This window comes from Microbacterium sp. NPDC091662, from assembly GCF_044756705.1.
GTDB lineage: Bacteria > Actinomycetota > Actinomycetes > Actinomycetales > Microbacteriaceae > Microbacterium.
Window position 1 is genome coordinate 649,427 of the sequence record NZ_JBIVTM010000001.1, and the last position, 15,943, is coordinate 665,369.

15 protein-coding genes and 1 tRNA gene are annotated in these 15,943 nt (G+C 67.8%); 8 read left to right on the forward strand and 8 right to left on the reverse strand.

Annotation, left to right across the window (positions count from 1 at the left end; translation table 11 throughout):
- Positions 1–14: 14 nt before the first annotated feature.
- From ACIQLD_RS03210 to leuC, 6 genes are all read right to left on the reverse strand, one after another.
- On the reverse strand, positions 15–1,097 hold the full coding sequence (locus ACIQLD_RS03210) for a D-alanine--D-alanine ligase family protein (RefSeq protein ID WP_402604903.1): 1,083 nt from the start codon (positions 1,095–1,097) through the stop codon (positions 15–17).
- Positions 997–2,136, reverse strand: a complete 1,140-nt coding sequence (locus ACIQLD_RS03215; RefSeq protein ID WP_402604905.1) for an NAD(P)H-dependent glycerol-3-phosphate dehydrogenase — start codon at positions 2,134–2,136, stop codon at positions 997–999. Before ACIQLD_RS03215 ends, ACIQLD_RS03210 begins: the two co-directional genes overlap by 101 nt.
- Positions 2,126–2,890 (reverse strand): lysophospholipid acyltransferase family protein, encoded by a 765-nt coding sequence (locus ACIQLD_RS03220; protein WP_402604907.1) that lies wholly within the window; start codon positions 2,888–2,890, stop codon positions 2,126–2,128. The genes ACIQLD_RS03215 and ACIQLD_RS03220 overlap by 11 nt, the downstream gene beginning before the upstream one ends.
- Positions 2,887–4,254, reverse strand: a complete 1,368-nt coding sequence (gene murA, locus ACIQLD_RS03225; RefSeq protein WP_387184326.1) for a UDP-N-acetylglucosamine 1-carboxyvinyltransferase — start codon at positions 4,252–4,254, stop codon at positions 2,887–2,889. Before murA ends, ACIQLD_RS03220 begins: the two co-directional genes overlap by 4 nt.
- 66 nt (positions 4,255–4,320) lie before the next feature.
- On the reverse strand, positions 4,321–4,917 hold the full coding sequence (gene leuD / locus ACIQLD_RS03230) for a 3-isopropylmalate dehydratase small subunit (RefSeq protein WP_402604909.1): 597 nt from the start codon (positions 4,915–4,917) through the stop codon (positions 4,321–4,323).
- A 3-nt stretch (positions 4,918–4,920) separates the two neighbouring features.
- Positions 4,921–6,366 (reverse strand): 3-isopropylmalate dehydratase large subunit, encoded by a 1,446-nt coding sequence (leuC, locus tag ACIQLD_RS03235; RefSeq protein ID WP_402604911.1) that lies wholly within the window; start codon positions 6,364–6,366, stop codon positions 4,921–4,923.
- Between the two features lie 190 nt (positions 6,367–6,556).
- On the opposite strand from leuC, the gene ACIQLD_RS03240 reads away from it, so the two are divergent.
- Both ACIQLD_RS03240 and ACIQLD_RS03245 read left to right on the forward strand, forming a co-directional pair.
- Positions 6,557–7,852, forward strand: coding sequence for an O-acetylhomoserine aminocarboxypropyltransferase/cysteine synthase family protein (locus ACIQLD_RS03240; protein WP_402604913.1), 1,296 nt, complete (start codon positions 6,557–6,559; stop codon positions 7,850–7,852).
- Positions 7,849–9,162, forward strand: coding sequence for an LLM class flavin-dependent oxidoreductase (locus ACIQLD_RS03245; protein WP_402604915.1), 1,314 nt, complete (start codon positions 7,849–7,851; stop codon positions 9,160–9,162). Before ACIQLD_RS03240 ends, ACIQLD_RS03245 begins: the two co-directional genes overlap by 4 nt.
- Before the next feature lie 24 nt (positions 9,163–9,186).
- Here the strand turns inward: ACIQLD_RS03245 and ACIQLD_RS03250 are convergent, their stop codons facing one another.
- Positions 9,187–10,191: a TerC/Alx family metal homeostasis membrane protein gene (locus tag ACIQLD_RS03250; protein WP_402604918.1), complete on the reverse strand. Its 1,005-nt coding sequence runs from the start codon at positions 10,189–10,191 to the stop codon at positions 9,187–9,189.
- Between the two features lie 288 nt (positions 10,192–10,479).
- On the opposite strand from ACIQLD_RS03250, the gene ACIQLD_RS03255 reads away from it, so the two are divergent.
- The 4 genes from ACIQLD_RS03255 to ACIQLD_RS03270 all read left to right on the forward strand — a co-directional run bounded on the left by ACIQLD_RS03255 (position 10,480) and on the right by ACIQLD_RS03270 (position 14,081).
- Positions 10,480–11,040 carry an RNA polymerase sigma factor gene (locus ACIQLD_RS03255; protein ID WP_402604920.1) on the forward strand — a complete coding sequence of 187 codons (561 nt, stop codon included), beginning with the start codon at positions 10,480–10,482 and terminating at the stop codon, positions 11,038–11,040.
- A complete protein-coding gene (locus ACIQLD_RS03260; protein WP_402604922.1) occupies positions 11,037–12,173 on the forward strand; it encodes a DUF4349 domain-containing protein in 1,137 nt (378 codons plus the stop codon). The genes ACIQLD_RS03255 and ACIQLD_RS03260 overlap by 4 nt, the downstream gene beginning before the upstream one ends.
- A gap of 118 nt (positions 12,174–12,291) precedes the next feature.
- Entirely contained in the window at positions 12,292–12,840 is a 549-nt protein-coding gene (locus tag ACIQLD_RS03265; RefSeq protein ID WP_402604924.1) for a helix-turn-helix domain-containing protein, read from the forward strand.
- Complete coding sequence (locus ACIQLD_RS03270) at positions 12,840–14,081, forward strand: MFS transporter (protein WP_402604926.1); 1,242 nt, start codon at positions 12,840–12,842, stop codon at positions 14,079–14,081. The genes ACIQLD_RS03265 and ACIQLD_RS03270 overlap by 1 nt, the downstream gene beginning before the upstream one ends.
- Positions 14,082–14,151: 70 nt before the next feature.
- Here ACIQLD_RS03270 and ACIQLD_RS03275 read toward each other — a convergent pair.
- A tRNA-Glu gene (locus tag ACIQLD_RS03275) sits at positions 14,152–14,224 on the reverse strand.
- A 150-nt stretch (positions 14,225–14,374) separates the two neighbouring features.
- Between ACIQLD_RS03275 and ACIQLD_RS03280 the strand changes: the two genes are divergently transcribed.
- Together ACIQLD_RS03280 and ACIQLD_RS03285 are read left to right on the forward strand one after the other, a co-directional pair.
- Positions 14,375–15,013, forward strand: a complete 639-nt coding sequence (locus tag ACIQLD_RS03280; protein WP_402604929.1) for an MBL fold metallo-hydrolase — start codon at positions 14,375–14,377, stop codon at positions 15,011–15,013.
- A gap of 2 nt (positions 15,014–15,015) precedes the next feature.
- The gene (locus ACIQLD_RS03285; RefSeq protein ID WP_402604932.1) at positions 15,016–15,912 is read left to right on the forward strand and encodes an aminoglycoside phosphotransferase family protein; all 897 of its coding nucleotides are present in this window, start codon (positions 15,016–15,018) and stop codon (positions 15,910–15,912) included.
- Positions 15,913–15,943 lie beyond the last annotated feature (31 nt).

Genomic DNA, 15,943 nt, shown 5'->3' on the forward strand with positions numbered 1-15,943 from the left:
GGGGAACTCCGCGCTCAGCGCCGAAGACCTGCCTCGACGAGTTCGGTGATCAGATCGCCGTAGCTCAGCCCCGAGGCGACCCAGCACTTGGGGAACATCGAGATCGGGGTGAACCCCGGCATCGTGTTGAGCTCGTTCACCACGAGATCCCCTGACGGCGTCAGGAACATGTCGACGCGGGCCAGGCCGCGCCCGTCGACGGCCTCGAACGCGCGAACGCCGGCCTCTTGGATCGCCACGCGCTCCGCATCCGTCACCTCGGCAGGACACACGACATCCACACCGTCACCACCGAGGTACTTGCCCTCGAAGTCGTAGAATCCCCGCGACGTCAGCACGATCTCTCCGGGGAGCGACGCGCGGACGCCGTCAGCGCTCTCGAGCACCGCGACCTCGATCTCGCGTCCGCTCACCCCGGTCTCGATCAGGACCTTGTCGTCCTCGGCGAAAGCCACGGCCAGAGCAGCGTCGAGCTCGTCGGCTGCTTCGACCTTGGACACCCCGACGCTCGAACCGGCGCGTGCGGGCTTCACGAACACCGGGAGGCCGAGCTCTGCGGCACGACCACGCACGTCCGCAGCATCGCGCTCCCAGTGTGTGCGACGCACCGTCACCCACGGCGCGACGGCGATGCCGGCCGCCTCGAGCGCGATCTTCATGAAGTGCTTGTCCATGCAGAGCGCCGAGTCCAGGACGCCGCCGCCCGCGTAAGGCACCTCGATCGTGTCGAAGTAACCCTGGATCGTGCCGTCTTCGCCATGCGGTCCGTGCAGGATCGGGAGCACCACATCGATCTCGCCGAAGCTCCCGACGGTGCCGTCTGTGTGCTCGACCCGAAGGGTGCGATCGCCACCGGGCTCCGGCCACAGCACACGCGTCCCGTTGTCGATCACCTCGGGCAGATGCGCCGCGTCGAGCGGGAACTTCGCGGGATCGTCCTCTTCGAGGACGAAAGCGCCCTCACGGGTGATGCCGACCGGGATCACCTCGTAGCGGTCACGATCGATCGCTCCCAGCACGCCCCCCGCCGTTGCGGAACTGATCGAATGCTCGCTGGAGCGCCCTCCGAAGAGCACCACCACCGTCTGCTTGTCCATGGTTGGTCCTCTCACCCTGCGGGGTGTCGTCGTCCGTCGTCAGGTGCGGTGCGATGTCCCGCGGATCCATCTTGCCGTCGAGCACCATCTTCACCTGCTCGACGATGGGCATGTCGACCTCGGCCTCGCGCGCCAGCTGCAGGATGGGCGCGACCGATGCCAGGCCCTCCGCCGTCTGTTGCATCTGCTTCACGACGTCCTGGAAGCTGTAGCCCTGGCCGAGCAGACGCCCGGCTGTGTTGTTTCGGCTCAGCGGCGACTGGCACGTGGCGATCAGGTCACCGAGCCCGGCGAGCCCCTGAAGGGTCTCCGGGTGCGCACCGTTCGCCACCGCGAAATCGGTCATCTCGACGAGGCCACGGGTGATGATCGACGCCTTGGTGTTCTCGCCGTAGCCCACGCCGTCGACGATGCCGATGGCCACCGCGATGAGATTCTTGAGCACTCCGCCGAACTCGGTGCCGATCACGTCGGTGTTCACGAACGTGCGGAAGTACCCGTTGCGTGCCGCTCGCGCGACGATCTCCGCCGTCTCCTGACTGCGCGAGGAGATGACGGCGGCGGTCGGCTGCTCGCGGGCGATCTCGAGCGCGAGGTTCGGCCCCGAGGCCACCGCGATGCGGTCGGGGTCGCAGCGCAGCTCCTGCTGGATCACCTGACTCATGCGCAGTCCGGTGCCGCGTTCGACACCTTTCATGAGGCTGATGATCTTCGCATCGCTGTCGGAGAGCAGAGGACGAAGCGCCTTCAGATTCTCACGCAGCGACTGGCTCGGCACGGAGAGGTAGACCTGGTCGACCCCGTCGAGAGCGGTCGCGAGTTCGTGCGTCGCCGCCATCGAGCGGGGCAGATTGATGCCGGGCAGGTAGCGCGAGTTGCGCTTGGCCTCGTTGATCTCCTGGGCGAGCTCGGCACGACGAGCCCACATCGTCACCTGGGCACCGCCGTCGGCGAGGATCTTGCCGAAGGTCGTTCCCCAGCTGCCCGAGCCGATGACCGCGACCCGCGGACCTGCTGCGACGGTTCTCTTAGGAGTCAAGGCGTCCGGTCTCCTTCTGGCCGTGGCTCGTGGGATTCCAACGTTCCGCCGGTGCCTTCTCGTCGCGCAGCTCTTCGAGGAGTGCGGTGATCGCGTTCATGAGTCGATTGGTCGCCTCGGTGAGGGCCGCCGGCTCGCCCGCGCGCTCACGCAGATCCGAGACGTCGACCGGATCGCCGATGAGCACCTCGACCGGCTTGCGCAGCGGCCAGAGGCTCAGACCCTTCTGATAGCGCCCCATGATCGCCTGCGTGCCCCACTGTGCCATCGGGATCAGCGGGATGCCGTCGGCGAGTGCCAGACGCACCGCACCCGATTTGCCGCGCATCGGCCACAGGTCGGGATCGCGCGTGAGTGTGCCCTCCGGGTAGACGATCACGCCCCGGCCGTGTTCGACGAGCTCTTCCGACTGCTTCATCGTCTGTCGAGCGGAGGCAGCAGACGAGGTGCGCGCGACCGGGATCATGCCGGTGCGGTGCAGGAACCAGCCCAGCACCGGCACCCGGAAGAGGCTCTCCTTGGCCATGAACCGGGGCGCACGCCCGGCGCGCCACACGGCCACAGCGACGACGAGGGGATCGAACTCCGAGTAGTGGTTCGGCGCCAGGATGAACGATCCCTCGCGCGGGAGCTTCTCCGCCCCGCGGACCCGGATCTTCGCGATCAACGAGACCGGCGGGATCACCAATGCGGCGAGCGGCCAGAAGATGCTCGGACGCTTCGTCTCCGATGATCGGGGCGTCACCGCGGTCACCGGATGACGTCGAAGTCGGCGCCGAGCGCGTCGAGCTTGGCGAGGAACTTCTCGTAGCCACGGCTGAGGATGTCGACACCCGACACCTTCGACTCGCCGGTCGCCGTCAGCGCCGCGATCACGTGACTGTAGCCGCCGCGGAGGTCGGGCACCACGATGTCGGCACCGTGCAGCGGCGTCGGACCGGTGATGACCGCGGCCTGCTCCAGGTCACGGCGCGGAACCCGTCGGGGACCATCCTGGAGGCCACGAGGATGCACGACGATGTCGGCCCCCATCTTGACCAGCGCATCGGTGAAGCCCATCCGGTTCTCGTACACGGTCTCGTGCACGACGGAGCGACCGTGAGCCTGGGTCAGCGCGACCACGAGCGGCTGCTGCCAGTCGGTCATGAAGCCGGGGTGCACGTCGGTCTCGATCACGACGGGCTTGATCTCGCCGTCACGACGGAAGAGGATGCCGTCTTCCTGGATGTCGAACCAGCCGCCCGCCTTGCGGAAGACGTTGAGGAACGTGAGCATCTCCTGCTGCTTGGCCCCGCCGACGAAGATCTCACCGTCGGTCGCGAGAGCAGCCGAGGCCCAGGACGCGGCCTCGTTGCGGTCGAAGATCGAACGGTGGTCGTAGCCGCGGAGCTTCTCGACCCCCTCGATCACGATGACGCGGTTGGGCTCATAGGAGATGATCGCGCCCATCTTCTGCAGGACGGCGATCAGGTCCATGATCTCGGGCTCGATGGCCGCGTTGCGCAGCTCGGTGACGCCCTCGGCGCGCACGGCCGTGAGCAGCACCTGCTCGGTCGCACCCACACTGGGGTACGGCAGGTGGATGTTCGCTCCGTGCAGACGGGTGCCGCCGGTGGAGAGGCGGATCCCGCTCGGAAGCTTCTCGACGATCGCGCCGAACTTGCGCAGCGCGTCGAGGTGGAAATCGATGGGGCGATCGCCGATGCGGCACCCGCCGAGGTCGGGGATGAAGGCCTGTCCGAGGCGGTGGAGCAGCGGCCCGCAGAACAGGATCGGGATGCGGGAGGCGCCTGCGTGAGCGTCGATCTCCTCGAAGTGCGCGGACTCCACATCACTCGGGTCGAACACGAGAGAACCGGGCTCATCGCCCTCCGACACGCGCACGCCGTGCACCTCGAGCAGCGACCGTACGACGGCGACATCACTGATCGCCGGCACATCGCGCAGGGTGCTCACGGTCTCGCCGAGAAGCGAGGCGACCATGGCCTTCGTCGCCAGGTTCTTCGCGCCCTTGACGTCGACACGGCCGCGGAGCGGGCGTCCGCCTCGAATGGCGAGCACGTCTCCGGTGAGTGCGGGGACTCCGTCCGGAAGAGCGTCGCGCACAGGTGTCGTCATTCGGAGCCTCACTTCATTTACGGATTTCGGGGGCGGGTTGCCCCTGGCTCCCCCGCCCCCACCGTCTTACTGAACGGGAAGGGTTCGGGGCCGCCACGACTCGCGACGGGCCTCGAACTGCGCGATCTTGTCTTCGTTGCGCAGCGTGAGCCCGATGTCATCGAGCCCTTCGAGGAGCCGCCATCTAGTGTAATCGTCGATCCCGATGTCGGCCTGGACGTCGCCGATCGACGCGGTCCGCGCCTCGAGGTCGACAGTCATCTGCACCCCGGGATTCCGGTCGACCTCGGCCCAGAACCGCTCGAGGTCCTCTTCCGAGATCGTCGCAGCGAGCAGCCCCTGCTTGCCGGAGTTGCCCCGGAAGATGTCGGCGAAGCGCGGGCTGAGCACTACCTTGAAGCCGAAGTCGCGCAGCGCCCAGACGGCGTGTTCACGGCTCGATCCGGTGCCGAAGTCGGGTCCGGCGAGAAGCACCGAAGCCCCCTGGAACGGTGCCTGATTGAGGACGAAATCGGGGTCCTGGCGCCACCCGTGGAACAGGGCGTCCTCGAAGCCGGTCTTGGTGACGCGCTTGAGGAACACGGCCGGGATGATCTGGTCGGTGTCGACGTTCGAGCGCTTCATCGGCGCGGCGATTCCCGTGTGCGTGGTGAACTTCTCCATGATTCAGACCCCTTCCGTCAGGTCGCTCGGGCTGGACAGGGTGCCGCGGATCGCAGTCGCGGCGGCGACGAGCGGCGAGACGAGATGTGTGCGCCCGCCTTTGCCCTGGCGGCCCTCGAAGTTGCGGTTGGAGGTGGAGGCGCACCGCTCCCCCGGCGCCAGTTGATCGGGATTCATGCCCAGGCACATCGAGCATCCGGCGAAGCGCCATTCGGCACCGAAGTCCTTGATGACCTTGTCCAGGCCCTCGGCTTCCGCTTCCAGGCGCACCCTGGCGGATCCGGGGACGACCATGACACGCACCCCGTCGGCCTTCTTCTTGCCCTGGATGATCGAGGCGAACGCGCGCAGGTCCTCGATGCGGCTGTTGGTGCACGATCCCATGAAGACGGCATCCACCGGAACCTCCTTGAGAGGCGTTCCCGGGGTGAGGTCCATGTACTCCAGCGCACGCTCGGCTGCGGCCCGCTCGTTGGGATCCGCTATCTCGGCGGGATTCGGCACCGAGGCCGAGAGCGAGCTGCCCTGGCCGGGGTTGGTGCCCCACGTCACGAAAGGCTCGAGGTCGTCGGCGTCGATGAACACCTCGGCGTCGAAGGTCGCGCCCTCGTCGGTCGGCAGCGTGCGCCAATAGGCGACGGCGTCGTCCCAATCGTGCCCCTTCGGGGCGTGCGGACGGCCCTCGAGGTAAGCGAAGGTCGTCTCGTCGGGCGCGACCATTCCGGCGCGGGCTCCCGCCTCGATCGACATGTTGCAGATCGTCATGCGGCCCTCCATCGAGAGGGCGCGGATCGCGCTGCCGCGGTACTCGAGCACGTAGCCCTGCCCCCCGCCGGTGCCGATCTTGGCGATCACGGCGAGGATGATGTCCTTCGCGGTGACGCCGGGGCGCAGCGTGCCATCGACGTTGATCGCCATCGTCTTGAACGGCTTGAGCGGCAGGGTCTGGGTCGCCATCACATGCTCGACCTCGCTCGTGCCGATACCGAACGCCATCGCACCGAACGCGCCGTGGGTGGAGGTGTGCGAGTCGCCGCAGACCACGGTGATGCCGGGCATCGTCAGACCGAGCTGGGGACCCACCACATGCACGATGCCCTGTTCGGCGTCGCCCAGCGAGTGCAGGCGCACCCCGAACTCGGCGGCATTGCGGCGCAGCGTCTCGATCTGCGTACGGCTGGTGAGATCGGCGATCGGCTTGTCGATCTCCCACGTCGGGGTGTTGTGATCCTCGGTGGCGATCGTGAGGTCGAGGCGGCGGAGGGGGCGTCCCTCGCTGCGCAGACCATCGAAGGCCTGCGGGCTGGTGACCTCGTGCACCAGGTGCAGGTCGATGTAGATGAGGTCCGGCTCACCGTTCTCGCCCTTGACGACGAGATGGTCGTCCCAGACCTTCTCAGCGAGCGTCCTGGGGCGTGCGGAATCGGCACCGATTGCGGGGGTGGTCATTGCGTGTCTCCTGTGGCTGGCGGTTCGGCCCACGATGGACTCCGCGACGAGGAGGGGCTCAGATCGAGGTCTCGTCGCGGCGCCTAAGAAGAAGGAGGACGGTCCGCATGACGTCAGATTACCACCGCTCGGACATGCTCCGACCCGTCATGACACTCTGTTGAGCACCCGAACGACCGAGAGGCACCGCATGACCGTCGACACCGCCCGCTTCGCCACCCGTGCGGTCCACGCGGCGAGAAGCCGTGAGACCGCGGCCTCCCGTGCCACGCCCATCTACCTCACGGCGGGGTTCGAGTTCGACGACTTCGACCACGCGGCTGAGCACTTCAGCACCGGGACCGGCTTCGGGTACACGCGCACCGGGAACCCCACCGTGCGTGCCGTCGAACGGCAGCTCGCCGCGCTCGAGTCCGGTGCGGACGCAGTGCTCGTCGCCAGCGGGCAGGCTGCGGTCGCCACAGCCCTGTTGACGGTCGCGGGCGCCGGGGATCACATCGTGTCGTCCACGCACATCTATGAAGGCACCAGAGGCCTGTTCCTCGACAACCTGGCGCGGCTCGATATCGAGACGACGTTCATCGATGACATCTCCGATCCGGAGGCCTGGCGGGCCGCGATCCGCCCCAACACCCGCGCGCTGTTCGCCGAATCGCTCGCCAACGCCCGAAACGATGTGCTCGACGTCCGCGCCATCAGTGACATCGGCGGGGAGTTCGCTGTTCCGCTCATCGTCGACAACACGCTCGCGACCCCTGCGCTTCTGCGCCCGCTCGAACACGGCGCGGCGATCGTCGTGCATTCCGCATCGAAGTTCCTCGCCGGACACGGCTCCGTGCTCGGCGGCGTGATCGTCGACGACGGGCGCTTCGACGCCGAAGTCGCCGGCCACAATGCGCCGCATCTCGTGCTCCCCGGCCGCGGCGACGCCCCCAGTGTGTTCGCCCGGCACGGCGGACGCGCTCGCATCGCCTACGCCCGCGAGTCCGTGGCTCCGCGGTTCGGCGCCTCGCCCTCACCGCTCAACGCCTTCCTGATCGGACAGGGCGTGGAGACGCTCGGACTCCGGGTCGAGCGCCAGTCCCGCAACGCCCTGCAGATCGCGCAGTGGCTCGAACAGCATGAAGCGGTCGAGAGCGTCGACTACGTCGGGCTCGCCTCGCACCCGGATCACGAAGTCGGCAAGCGTTACCTCGACGGCGGATCCGGCTCGATCTTCACCTTCACCCTTCGAGGCGGGCTCACCGCTGCCCGTCAGTTCGTCGAGCACGTCGAGGTCTTCACCCACATGACCCACATCGGTGACGTCCGCTCTCTGGTGCTGCATCCGGGAACCACCAGCCACGCGCAGCGCACCGAGGAGGAACGCGAGATCCTCGGCGTCCGACCGGGAACCCTGCGCCTGTCGATCGGCATCGAGGACGTCGACGATCTCCTCTCGGATCTGTCCCGCGTGCTCCAGGGTGTGCGGGAGACGGTGGCATGAGCCGGCCTCAGCACTTCGGCTGGTTCCTCGCCCGCGGCTTCGGCCCGCAGGGGTGGGGCTATCCGTCGCTCGATTGGGACTACGACTGGACACGCCCGGAGATCTACCAGGAGGCCGCGCGCACCCTCGAGCAGGCCGGATTCGATCTCGTCATCATCGAAGACGCCCCCTCGCTGGGATCGCCGTCGACGATCGACCTGCGGGTGCGTCACGCGTTCGGCGGTCCGAAGCACGACCCGCTCCTGCTCGCACCCTACCTCTTCCAGGCGACCAGGCACCTCGGTGTGGTGCCGACGGTGAATCCCGCGGCGTATCTCCCGTATACAGCAGCACGGCAGTTCGCGACCCTGCAGCACCTCAGCGGGCACCGGCTGGGGCTCAACGTCGTCACCGACACCGGCAGCGCCCGTCACTTCTCCGACGCGCCGCAGCTGGGGCACGACGAAGCGTACGACCGCGCCGAGGAATGGCTGGCCGGCATCCGAGCGCTGTGGCGCAGCTGGGATGACGGTGCCCTCGTCCCGGACCGCACGACCGACGTCTTCGCGGATGGCACCCGATTGCGGTCAGTCGAGCACCGCGGCGACTACTTCGCCTTCGACGGGCCCCTGAACGCGATCCCGTTCACCGAGGGCGACCCTGCGATCGTCTCGCCCGGCGGCTCGGGCCGCGGACTCGGCTTCGCCGGCGCGAACTCCGATGTGCAGCTCGCGCTCGCCCCGTTGCACGAGAAGTCGGTGCGCGACTACCGTGCCAAGGTGCACGAGGCGGCGATCGCGAAAGGCCGGCGCCCGGAAGACGTCAAGATCCTTTTCGCCATCCAGCCCGTGATCACCTCGTCGAGCGACGAGGCCGACCGCATCGTGGCGGCCTCATCGCACCCTGACGACGCCACGCTCGTGCAGATCGCCCGGAAGCAGTCGAGCGATCTCGAGACCGATCTGACGTCGCTCGATCTCGACCGGCCGCTCGACCTCACGATCTTCGGCGCCCATGTCTCGCGGGGCAGCATCCAGCGTCTGATCGGCGACCGTGGTGAGGATGCCCCGCTGCGCGCGCATCTGAGCGCTCTCGCCCGCGCCGGTCGCATCACGGATCGCACCGGCTTCGTCGGCACCGCCGAGGAGTTCGCCGATCTGATCGAAGAGCTCGGCGACTGGGGCAACGACGGGGTCCTGCTGTGGGGCGACTTCCACCCCGTGACCCTGCACCGGACGCTCGACGAGCTGGTCCCCGTGCTTCGTCGCCGCGGTGTCCTCCGTCGCGAGTACGCCGAGGGCGGCCTGCAGGCGAACCTGCGCCAGTTCTGAGCCGAGCGCAGGTCCGCCACAGGATCACTCGGTCAGGGCCGCCTTCTTCTCCGCGCGCTTCTCACGCGAGGAGGCGATCAGGCTCGCGACAGTCGCGACGGTCATCGAGGCCAGGATCACGCCGAGCGAGACCATGTTGCTGATGTCGGGCACCCACTCGACGTGCTCGCCGCCGTTGATGAACGGCAGTTCGTTGACGTGCAGAGCATGCAGGATCAGCTTGATGCCGATGAAGCCGAGGATGACGGCGATGCCGTAGTGCAGGTAGCGCAAGCGGTCGAGCAGGTCGCCGAGCAGGAAGTAGAGCTGGCGAAGACCCATCAGCGCGAAGATGTTGGCCGCGAACACGAGGAAGCCGTTCGTCGTGATCTCGAAGATCGCGGGAATCGAGTCGATCGCGAAGATCAGGTCGGTCACACCGATCGTGATGAAGACGATCACCATGGGCGTCCACATGCGCTTGCCGTCCACCGTGGTGCGGATCTTCGAGCCGTCGTAGGTCTCGCTGATGTCCACCCGGCGACGCAGCAGCCGCACGATGAAGTTCTCCCGCTGCACCTCGCCCTCATGGTCGCCGTCAGGCATGGCCTGGCGGATCGCGGTCCAGATGAGGAAGGCGCCGAAGATGTAGAAGATCGGCGAGAAGTTCTCCACGATCGCGACGCCGGCGAGGATGAACAGCCCTCGCAGGATGAGCGCGATGATGATGCCGACCATGAGCACCTGCTGCTGCAGTCGCCGCGGCACTGCGAACTGGGCCATGATCAGGACGAACACGAACAGGTTGTCGATGGAGAGGCTGTACTCCAACGCCCATCCGGTGATGAAATCGCCGGCGTTCTGCCAGCCCCCGACATTGCCGAGGAGCACGGCGAACAGCAGCGCGAGGCCGACATAGAAGACCACCCAGAGCGTGGATTCCTTCGTCGACGGGATGTGCGGCCGCAGCCGGATGAGGAGCAGGTCGCCGATCAGGATGATCGTGAGGACGACCATCGAGGTGATCTCGAACCAGACGGGGATTTCCAAGGGCGCACTGCACCTTTCGCGGAGGGGTCGGGAATGAGTCGAAAGTCTCTCCCCCGCACAGAGTGCGTCGCGCGCCCGGAGCAGCGATGACGGTGCTCGTGATGACGTTACGCGCGGATTCGGGATACTCCCTCTCGCCCGGGCAATGCTACCGGAGGCGTGGCGTCAGCGGGAGCGGATGTCGTCCGAATCTTCCCGCCGGGTGCGGGCCCCGTCGCGAACATCGAATCTGAGACGATGGGGCGTCGATCGACACTCTCCCTGTGAGAGACACCGAACGGAATCAGGATGCCCCTGCAGACAGATGACCAGAGATGGGCGGCGCAGGCCGCGGCGGGCGATGAGAGCGCCTTCCGCGAGCTGTACCGCGCACATGTGCGACCCGTGTATTGGATTGCGCAGGGCATCCTCGCCTCGCCGGCCGATGCGGAGGATGTGACGCAGGAGACGTTCGTCGTCGCCTGGCGCAAGCTTCCCCGTCTGGAGCTCCAGGGCGAGTCGATCCTGCCCTGGCTGGCCACGATCTGTCGCTTTCAGGCAGCGAATCGACTTCGTCAACGTCGGCGGGATCACGAACACACCGCCGAGGCCGTCGACGAGACCCTGCTGCCGGACACGGTGAGTGTCGAGGAGCAGGTCATCACGGCGGAACTGGCAGCGCGGATCGCGCAGGAAGTGGGCACGTTGAGCGAACTGGACCGCGAGATATTCCGGCTGTGCACGTCGGAGGGCTATGCCTATCAGGCGGCTGCCGAGGAACTCGGGGTGACCCACGCCGTCGTTCGGAATCGTCTCTCCCGAGTGCGCACGCAGTTGCGGGGCGCCGTGACGGAAGCGAGAGACGCATGAACGATCAGACCACCGGCGGTGCCCTGCCCGAGCTCTCGGACGAGACGATCGCCCGTATCGAAGACGCGGTCTTCGCCGAGATCGAGACCGAGCGCGCACCCGCGCGCGCCGCGGAGGCGAAGTCTCGTGTGCGCCGACGGCGTTGGCTCACCGGCGGCGGTATCGCGGCGGCGTTCGTGGTCGGCGTGCTCGTGACTCCGCCGATCCTCGGTGCCGTCGGCGGGGCGACCTCGATCACGGCCGACGGCGTGAGCACGTCCGGCGGCTCCGTCGCCGACTCCGTCCCCTCATCCCCCGAGCGGATCACCGGCGTCACCCCCGAGTCGCTGCCGGACGGCGCTCTGACATCAGATGTGGACGGAGCGGTGCTCCCTGGCACGGCGGAGACCGGCAGCGGGCGCGAGATCGTCGCCACGGCGCAGGCGACGGTCCAGGTGAAGAGCATTCCCGATGCGGCGACGGCGATCGCCGACTTGGCCGAGGAGCACGGCGGCTACGTCGAGAGCACCGAGATCGCGAAGTCGGTCGCCGCCGACGGCTCATCCGAGCCCGCCCGCGTGCCCACCGATTCGGCGTACGGCTGGATCAGCATCCGGGTGCCGTCGGCCGACCTGCCCGACGTGATCGCCGCTCTCGACGACACCGGCGAAGTGCTCTCGTCGTCGACCTCGAAGCAGGATGTGACATCTGTCGCGATCGACCTCCAGGCGCGCGTCGACTCCACCCGGGCGTCGGTCGAGAGACTCACGCAGCTGATGGCGCAATCGGGAACCGTCGCCGAGCTGATCGAAGCCGAGGTGGCGCTGACGGACCGCCAGGCACAGCTCGAATCGTACGAGCAGCAGCTCGCCGCCCTCGACGATCAGGTCGCCATGTCGTCGCTGCAGGTGCAGTTGACGAAGGCGAGCACACCGACCACCGCCGACCCTGCCGGTTTCGGCGACGGTCTGATGGCCGGATGGAACGGGCTCGTCGTCTCGCTGAACGCCCTGGTCATCGCTCTCGGCTTCATCCTTCCCTGGCTCGCGATCGCGGGCGTCATCGCGCTCATCGTCTGGTTCCTCCGCCGCGCGCGACGGAGGAGACGCCTCGCCGGCGCAACGACATCAGCCGAGACGAACGAAGGACCCTGACGCGACCGGTGCCACGATGAGGCGGTCTCCCGGATACGGGAGACCGCCTCATCGTTGATTTTCCGGGGTATACAAGAAGCCTTGTGTGTCCGAGATCCCGCGATTAGCGTCGTCTCTCGTGGAAGACATCTCCGTGATCACCGCTGTGCATCACCCGCTGCGCCGTCGCATCTACGATTACCTGCTCCTGTACGGCACCGCACAGGTCACAGCGATCGCCCGCGCGCTCGACAGTCAGGTCGGCAGCATCAGCCATCACCTGCGCATGCTCGAGCGCGCCGGCATCGTGGAACGCGCCCCGGATCCCTCGGGCGACAGACGCACCAGCTGGTGGAAGGTGGCTCGTCGGGGCCTCACGTGGTCGACCGACGACTACGTCGATTCGCCCGCCGATGCCCTGCTCGCCAGGGAGGCCCAGCGACAGGGCATCCGGATGCAGATCGAGAGGCTCCAGCGCTGGCATCGCGGTCGCCACGATCCGGCCCTCACCGGGTACGACGGTTCGAACACCGAGACCACCGCCTGGGCGTCACCCGATGAACTGCGAGACCTCTCCGCTCGGATCCTCGCGACGATCCGCGAGTGGCAGGAAGGCATCGATCTCGACGACGGCCAGACCCGTGCTCCCATCTTCGTGTTCGCGCACGCCTTCCCGACGGCGCCCTGATGTCGACCGTCAGCGACCCCGTCGAGATCGTCGCGCCCCCCGCTTTCCGCCGCGATCGCCTGGTGCACGCGTGGATCGGCGTGAAGGCCCTCTCGGATGCGGGAGACGCGCTCTGGACCATAGCCCTCGCCTGGACGGCAGTGCAGATCGCCTCCCCCGCCGTCGCGGGATTGATCGTCGCCGCGGGAACGGTGCCCCGGGCAGTGATCCTGCTGTTCGGTGGCGTGATCGCCGATCGCGCGGACGCCCGTCGCGTCATGCTCGTGTTCAACGTGCTCCGGGTCGGCGTGTTGGTCGCTGTCGCGGTCTGGGTGCTGACCACACCGCCTTCCGTGGCAGTGCTGCTCTTCGCGGCGATCGCGTTCGGAGTCTGCGACGCGTTCTATGAGCCGTCGGCCGGAACGATCGCCCGCCAACTGGTCAAGGCCGCCGACCTCCCCTCATACGGTGCCGCAGCGCAGACCGCATCCCGGCTGGGCACGATGGGAGGCGCGGCGGTCGGTGGATTCGTCGTGGCGCACGCCGGGCTCGCCGGAAGCGCGTCCGTGAACGCCCTGACCTTCACACTGGTGGTCGCCTTCATCGCGATCTGGCTGCGCCCCCGCTTCCGGCTCGCCCGTGCGGAGAAGGAACCCGCGTTGCGCGGCATCGCACGCGGGTTCGCCCATCTCTCCGCCAACCCCACGACCCGCACGCTCGTGATCGCCCTTTCGGGGCTCAACCTGGCCGTCGGACCGGCTGTCGGGATCGGCCTCGCCTTGCGGGCGCATGCCGAGGGCTGGGGCGCTCAAGCCGTCGGGGTGTTCGAGGCGCTGCTCGGCCTCGGCGCTGCGCTCGGGGCGGTGTCGGTGGCGAAGTGGCGGCCCCGGCACGAGGCCCGCGCAGGTTTCTGGGCGCTGGTCGTGCAGGGCGCCGGAATCGTGGCCCTCGGCTTCGGGCCGGCGTGGACCGTCGGTGCCGCCGCCTTCGTCATCGGCGCCACCGCGGGATACGCATCGGTGCTGCTGAGTGCGACGTTCTCGGCGACCGTCGACACCGCATATCTCGGCCGGATGGGATCCCTCACCCGTCTCGGTGACGACTGCCTCATGCCGCTGGCGATGGCCGGCTTCGGCGCGCTCGCCTCCGCGACAGCCCTCTGGGTGCCGTTCACCCTTTTCGGCAGCGCGATGATGGCGCTCATGATCCTGCCCCTCAGCAACCGGACGTTCCGGGCGATGTCGCTGAAGGACGGAGCCTGAGCGAAAGAGCAGGCGGGCGACGCCGGAAAGCAAGAAAGCCTCCGGCGAACCGGAGGCTTTCTCTGTTGTGTGACCCCAGCGGGATTCGAACCCGCGTTACCGCCGTGAGAGGGCAGCGTACTAGGCCGCTATACGATGGGGCCGTCTGGCGTGACGTTTCCGTCCCGCGACAACCGTTCAAGTATGCCACGGCGATTCTCACTGCGCCAAATCGGCACCGCCCTGACTCGAATCCCGGGCGTGGCGCGCCGAATCCGTTTGCTGTGCGCGACCCGAAGGAGTTGACTCGTCCCATGCGCGTCACCAAGTTCGAACATGCCGCCCTCCGTCTCGATGCGAACGAGAAGACCCTCCTGGTCGACCCCGGGTCGTTCACGGCACCGCTGAACGACCTCGCCGACCTGGTGGGAATCGTGATCACGCATGAACACCCCGACCACTGGACGGCCGACCACTTCGACCGCCTCCTCCGCGCAGCGCCCGGAACGCCGATCTTCGCGCCCGCGGGTGTCGCCCGCGCGGCAGAGGGGTACGACATCACCGTGGTCTCCCCCGGCGACACCGTCGAGATCGGCGGGTTCACTCTGCGATTCTTCGGCGGAACGCACGAGGTCATCCACTCCTCCCTCCCGACCGTCGAGAACATCGGCGTGCTCGTGAACGACGAGCTCTACTACCCGGGCGACTCGTACGCAGTTCCCGAAGGCGTCGCCGTCGGCACCCTCGCCGCTCCACTCGGAGCCCCCTGGCTGAAGATCGGCGAGGCGATGGACTACGTGCTCGCGGTCGCCCCGCGCCGCGCATTCGGCACGCACGACATGACACTGTCCGTGATCGGCAAGAGCATGCACCGGCAGCGGCTGCAGTGGGCCACAGAGCAGGGCGGCGGCGAATTCTTCGTTCTGGAACCCGGCGAGTCTCTCGATCTCTGACCATGGCGGACTCCCCTGCCGCTGACCTCACCCTCGTCGAGCGTGAGGTGCGAGCACTCGTGGGCAGCGTCGCACCCCAATGGGCGGCGCTTCCGTTGGTGCGTGTCGCCGAGGGGTGGGACAACGTCACCTGGCGCCTCGGATCCGACCTCGCGGTTCGGATCCCACGTCGCGAACGGGCCGCCCCTCTGATCCGTAACGAACAGCGCGCTCTTCCCGCGATCGCCATGCGGCTCGCCCCCACGAACGTCCGCACACCGCTTCCCGTTCTCGCAGGCGTGCCCACATCACTGTTCCCGTGGCACTGGTCGATCGTGCCGTGGCTTTCGGGAAGCCAGGCGCTCGGCCGCGCCCGTCGCGACAACACCCCGTGGGCGGCAGAGCTCGCCACGGTGCTCGTCGCCCTGCACCATGACGCCCCGGCCGATGCGCCGCTGAATCCCGTCCGCGGCGTGCCGTTGAGTGCTCGCGACGATAGCATCCGTTCGCGCCTCGCCGACCTCTCCCCGATGTTCGCAGAGCCTCTCGGAGCGGTCTGGCAGGCCGGTCTCGACTCCGCACCCGCGACCGAGGCCACCTGGATCCACGGCGATCTGCATCCCGGCAACATCCTCGTCGACGGCGACCGGCTTTCCGCCTTGATCGATTTCGGTGATGTGACGTCCGGCGACCCCGCCTACGATCTCGCCGCAGGGTGGCTCGCCTTCGACGCCGAGGGCCGGCATGTGTTCCGGCGTGCGACGGCATCGCGGTACGACGACGCCACGTGGATCCGCGCACGCGCCTGGGCTGCGGCGATCGCCGCCATTCTCTGCCACTCGAGCGACGACCGCGACGACCTGCGCGCACTCGGCCACAGCACCGCTCTGGAGCTTTCGGGCGAGTCTTCCTTCCACTGACAACGTCGGCGCGAGCGCTCGGCTCCGAGCC

What these genes read in the sequence shown, in the direction of transcription:
- ACIQLD_RS03210 (WP_402604903.1), bottom strand. Translation starts at nt 1,097, where the DNA reads ATGGACAAGCAGACGGTGGTGGTGCTCTTCGGAGGGCGCTCCAGCGAG.
- murA (WP_387184326.1), bottom strand. Translation starts at nt 4,254, where the DNA reads ATGACGACACCTGTGCGCGACGCTCTTCCGGACGGAGTCCCCGCACTC.
- leuD (WP_402604909.1), bottom strand. Translation starts at nt 4,917, where the DNA reads ATGGAGAAGTTCACCACGCACACGGGAATCGCCGCGCCGATGAAGCGC.
- leuC (WP_402604911.1), bottom strand. Translation starts at nt 6,366, where the DNA reads ATGACCACCCCCGCAATCGGTGCCGATTCCGCACGCCCCAGGACGCTC.
- ACIQLD_RS03240 (WP_402604913.1), top strand. Translation starts at nt 6,557, where the DNA reads ATGACCGTCGACACCGCCCGCTTCGCCACCCGTGCGGTCCACGCGGCG.
- ACIQLD_RS03245 (WP_402604915.1), top strand. Translation starts at nt 7,849, where the DNA reads ATGAGCCGGCCTCAGCACTTCGGCTGGTTCCTCGCCCGCGGCTTCGGC.
- ACIQLD_RS03255 (WP_402604920.1), top strand. Translation starts at nt 10,480, where the DNA reads ATGCCCCTGCAGACAGATGACCAGAGATGGGCGGCGCAGGCCGCGGCG.
- ACIQLD_RS03260 (WP_402604922.1), top strand. Translation starts at nt 11,037, where the DNA reads ATGAACGATCAGACCACCGGCGGTGCCCTGCCCGAGCTCTCGGACGAG.
- ACIQLD_RS03270 (WP_402604926.1), top strand. Translation starts at nt 12,840, where the DNA reads ATGTCGACCGTCAGCGACCCCGTCGAGATCGTCGCGCCCCCCGCTTTC.
- ACIQLD_RS03280 (WP_402604929.1), top strand. Translation starts at nt 14,375, where the DNA reads ATGCGCGTCACCAAGTTCGAACATGCCGCCCTCCGTCTCGATGCGAAC.
- ACIQLD_RS03285 (WP_402604932.1), top strand. Translation starts at nt 15,016, where the DNA reads ATGGCGGACTCCCCTGCCGCTGACCTCACCCTCGTCGAGCGTGAGGTG.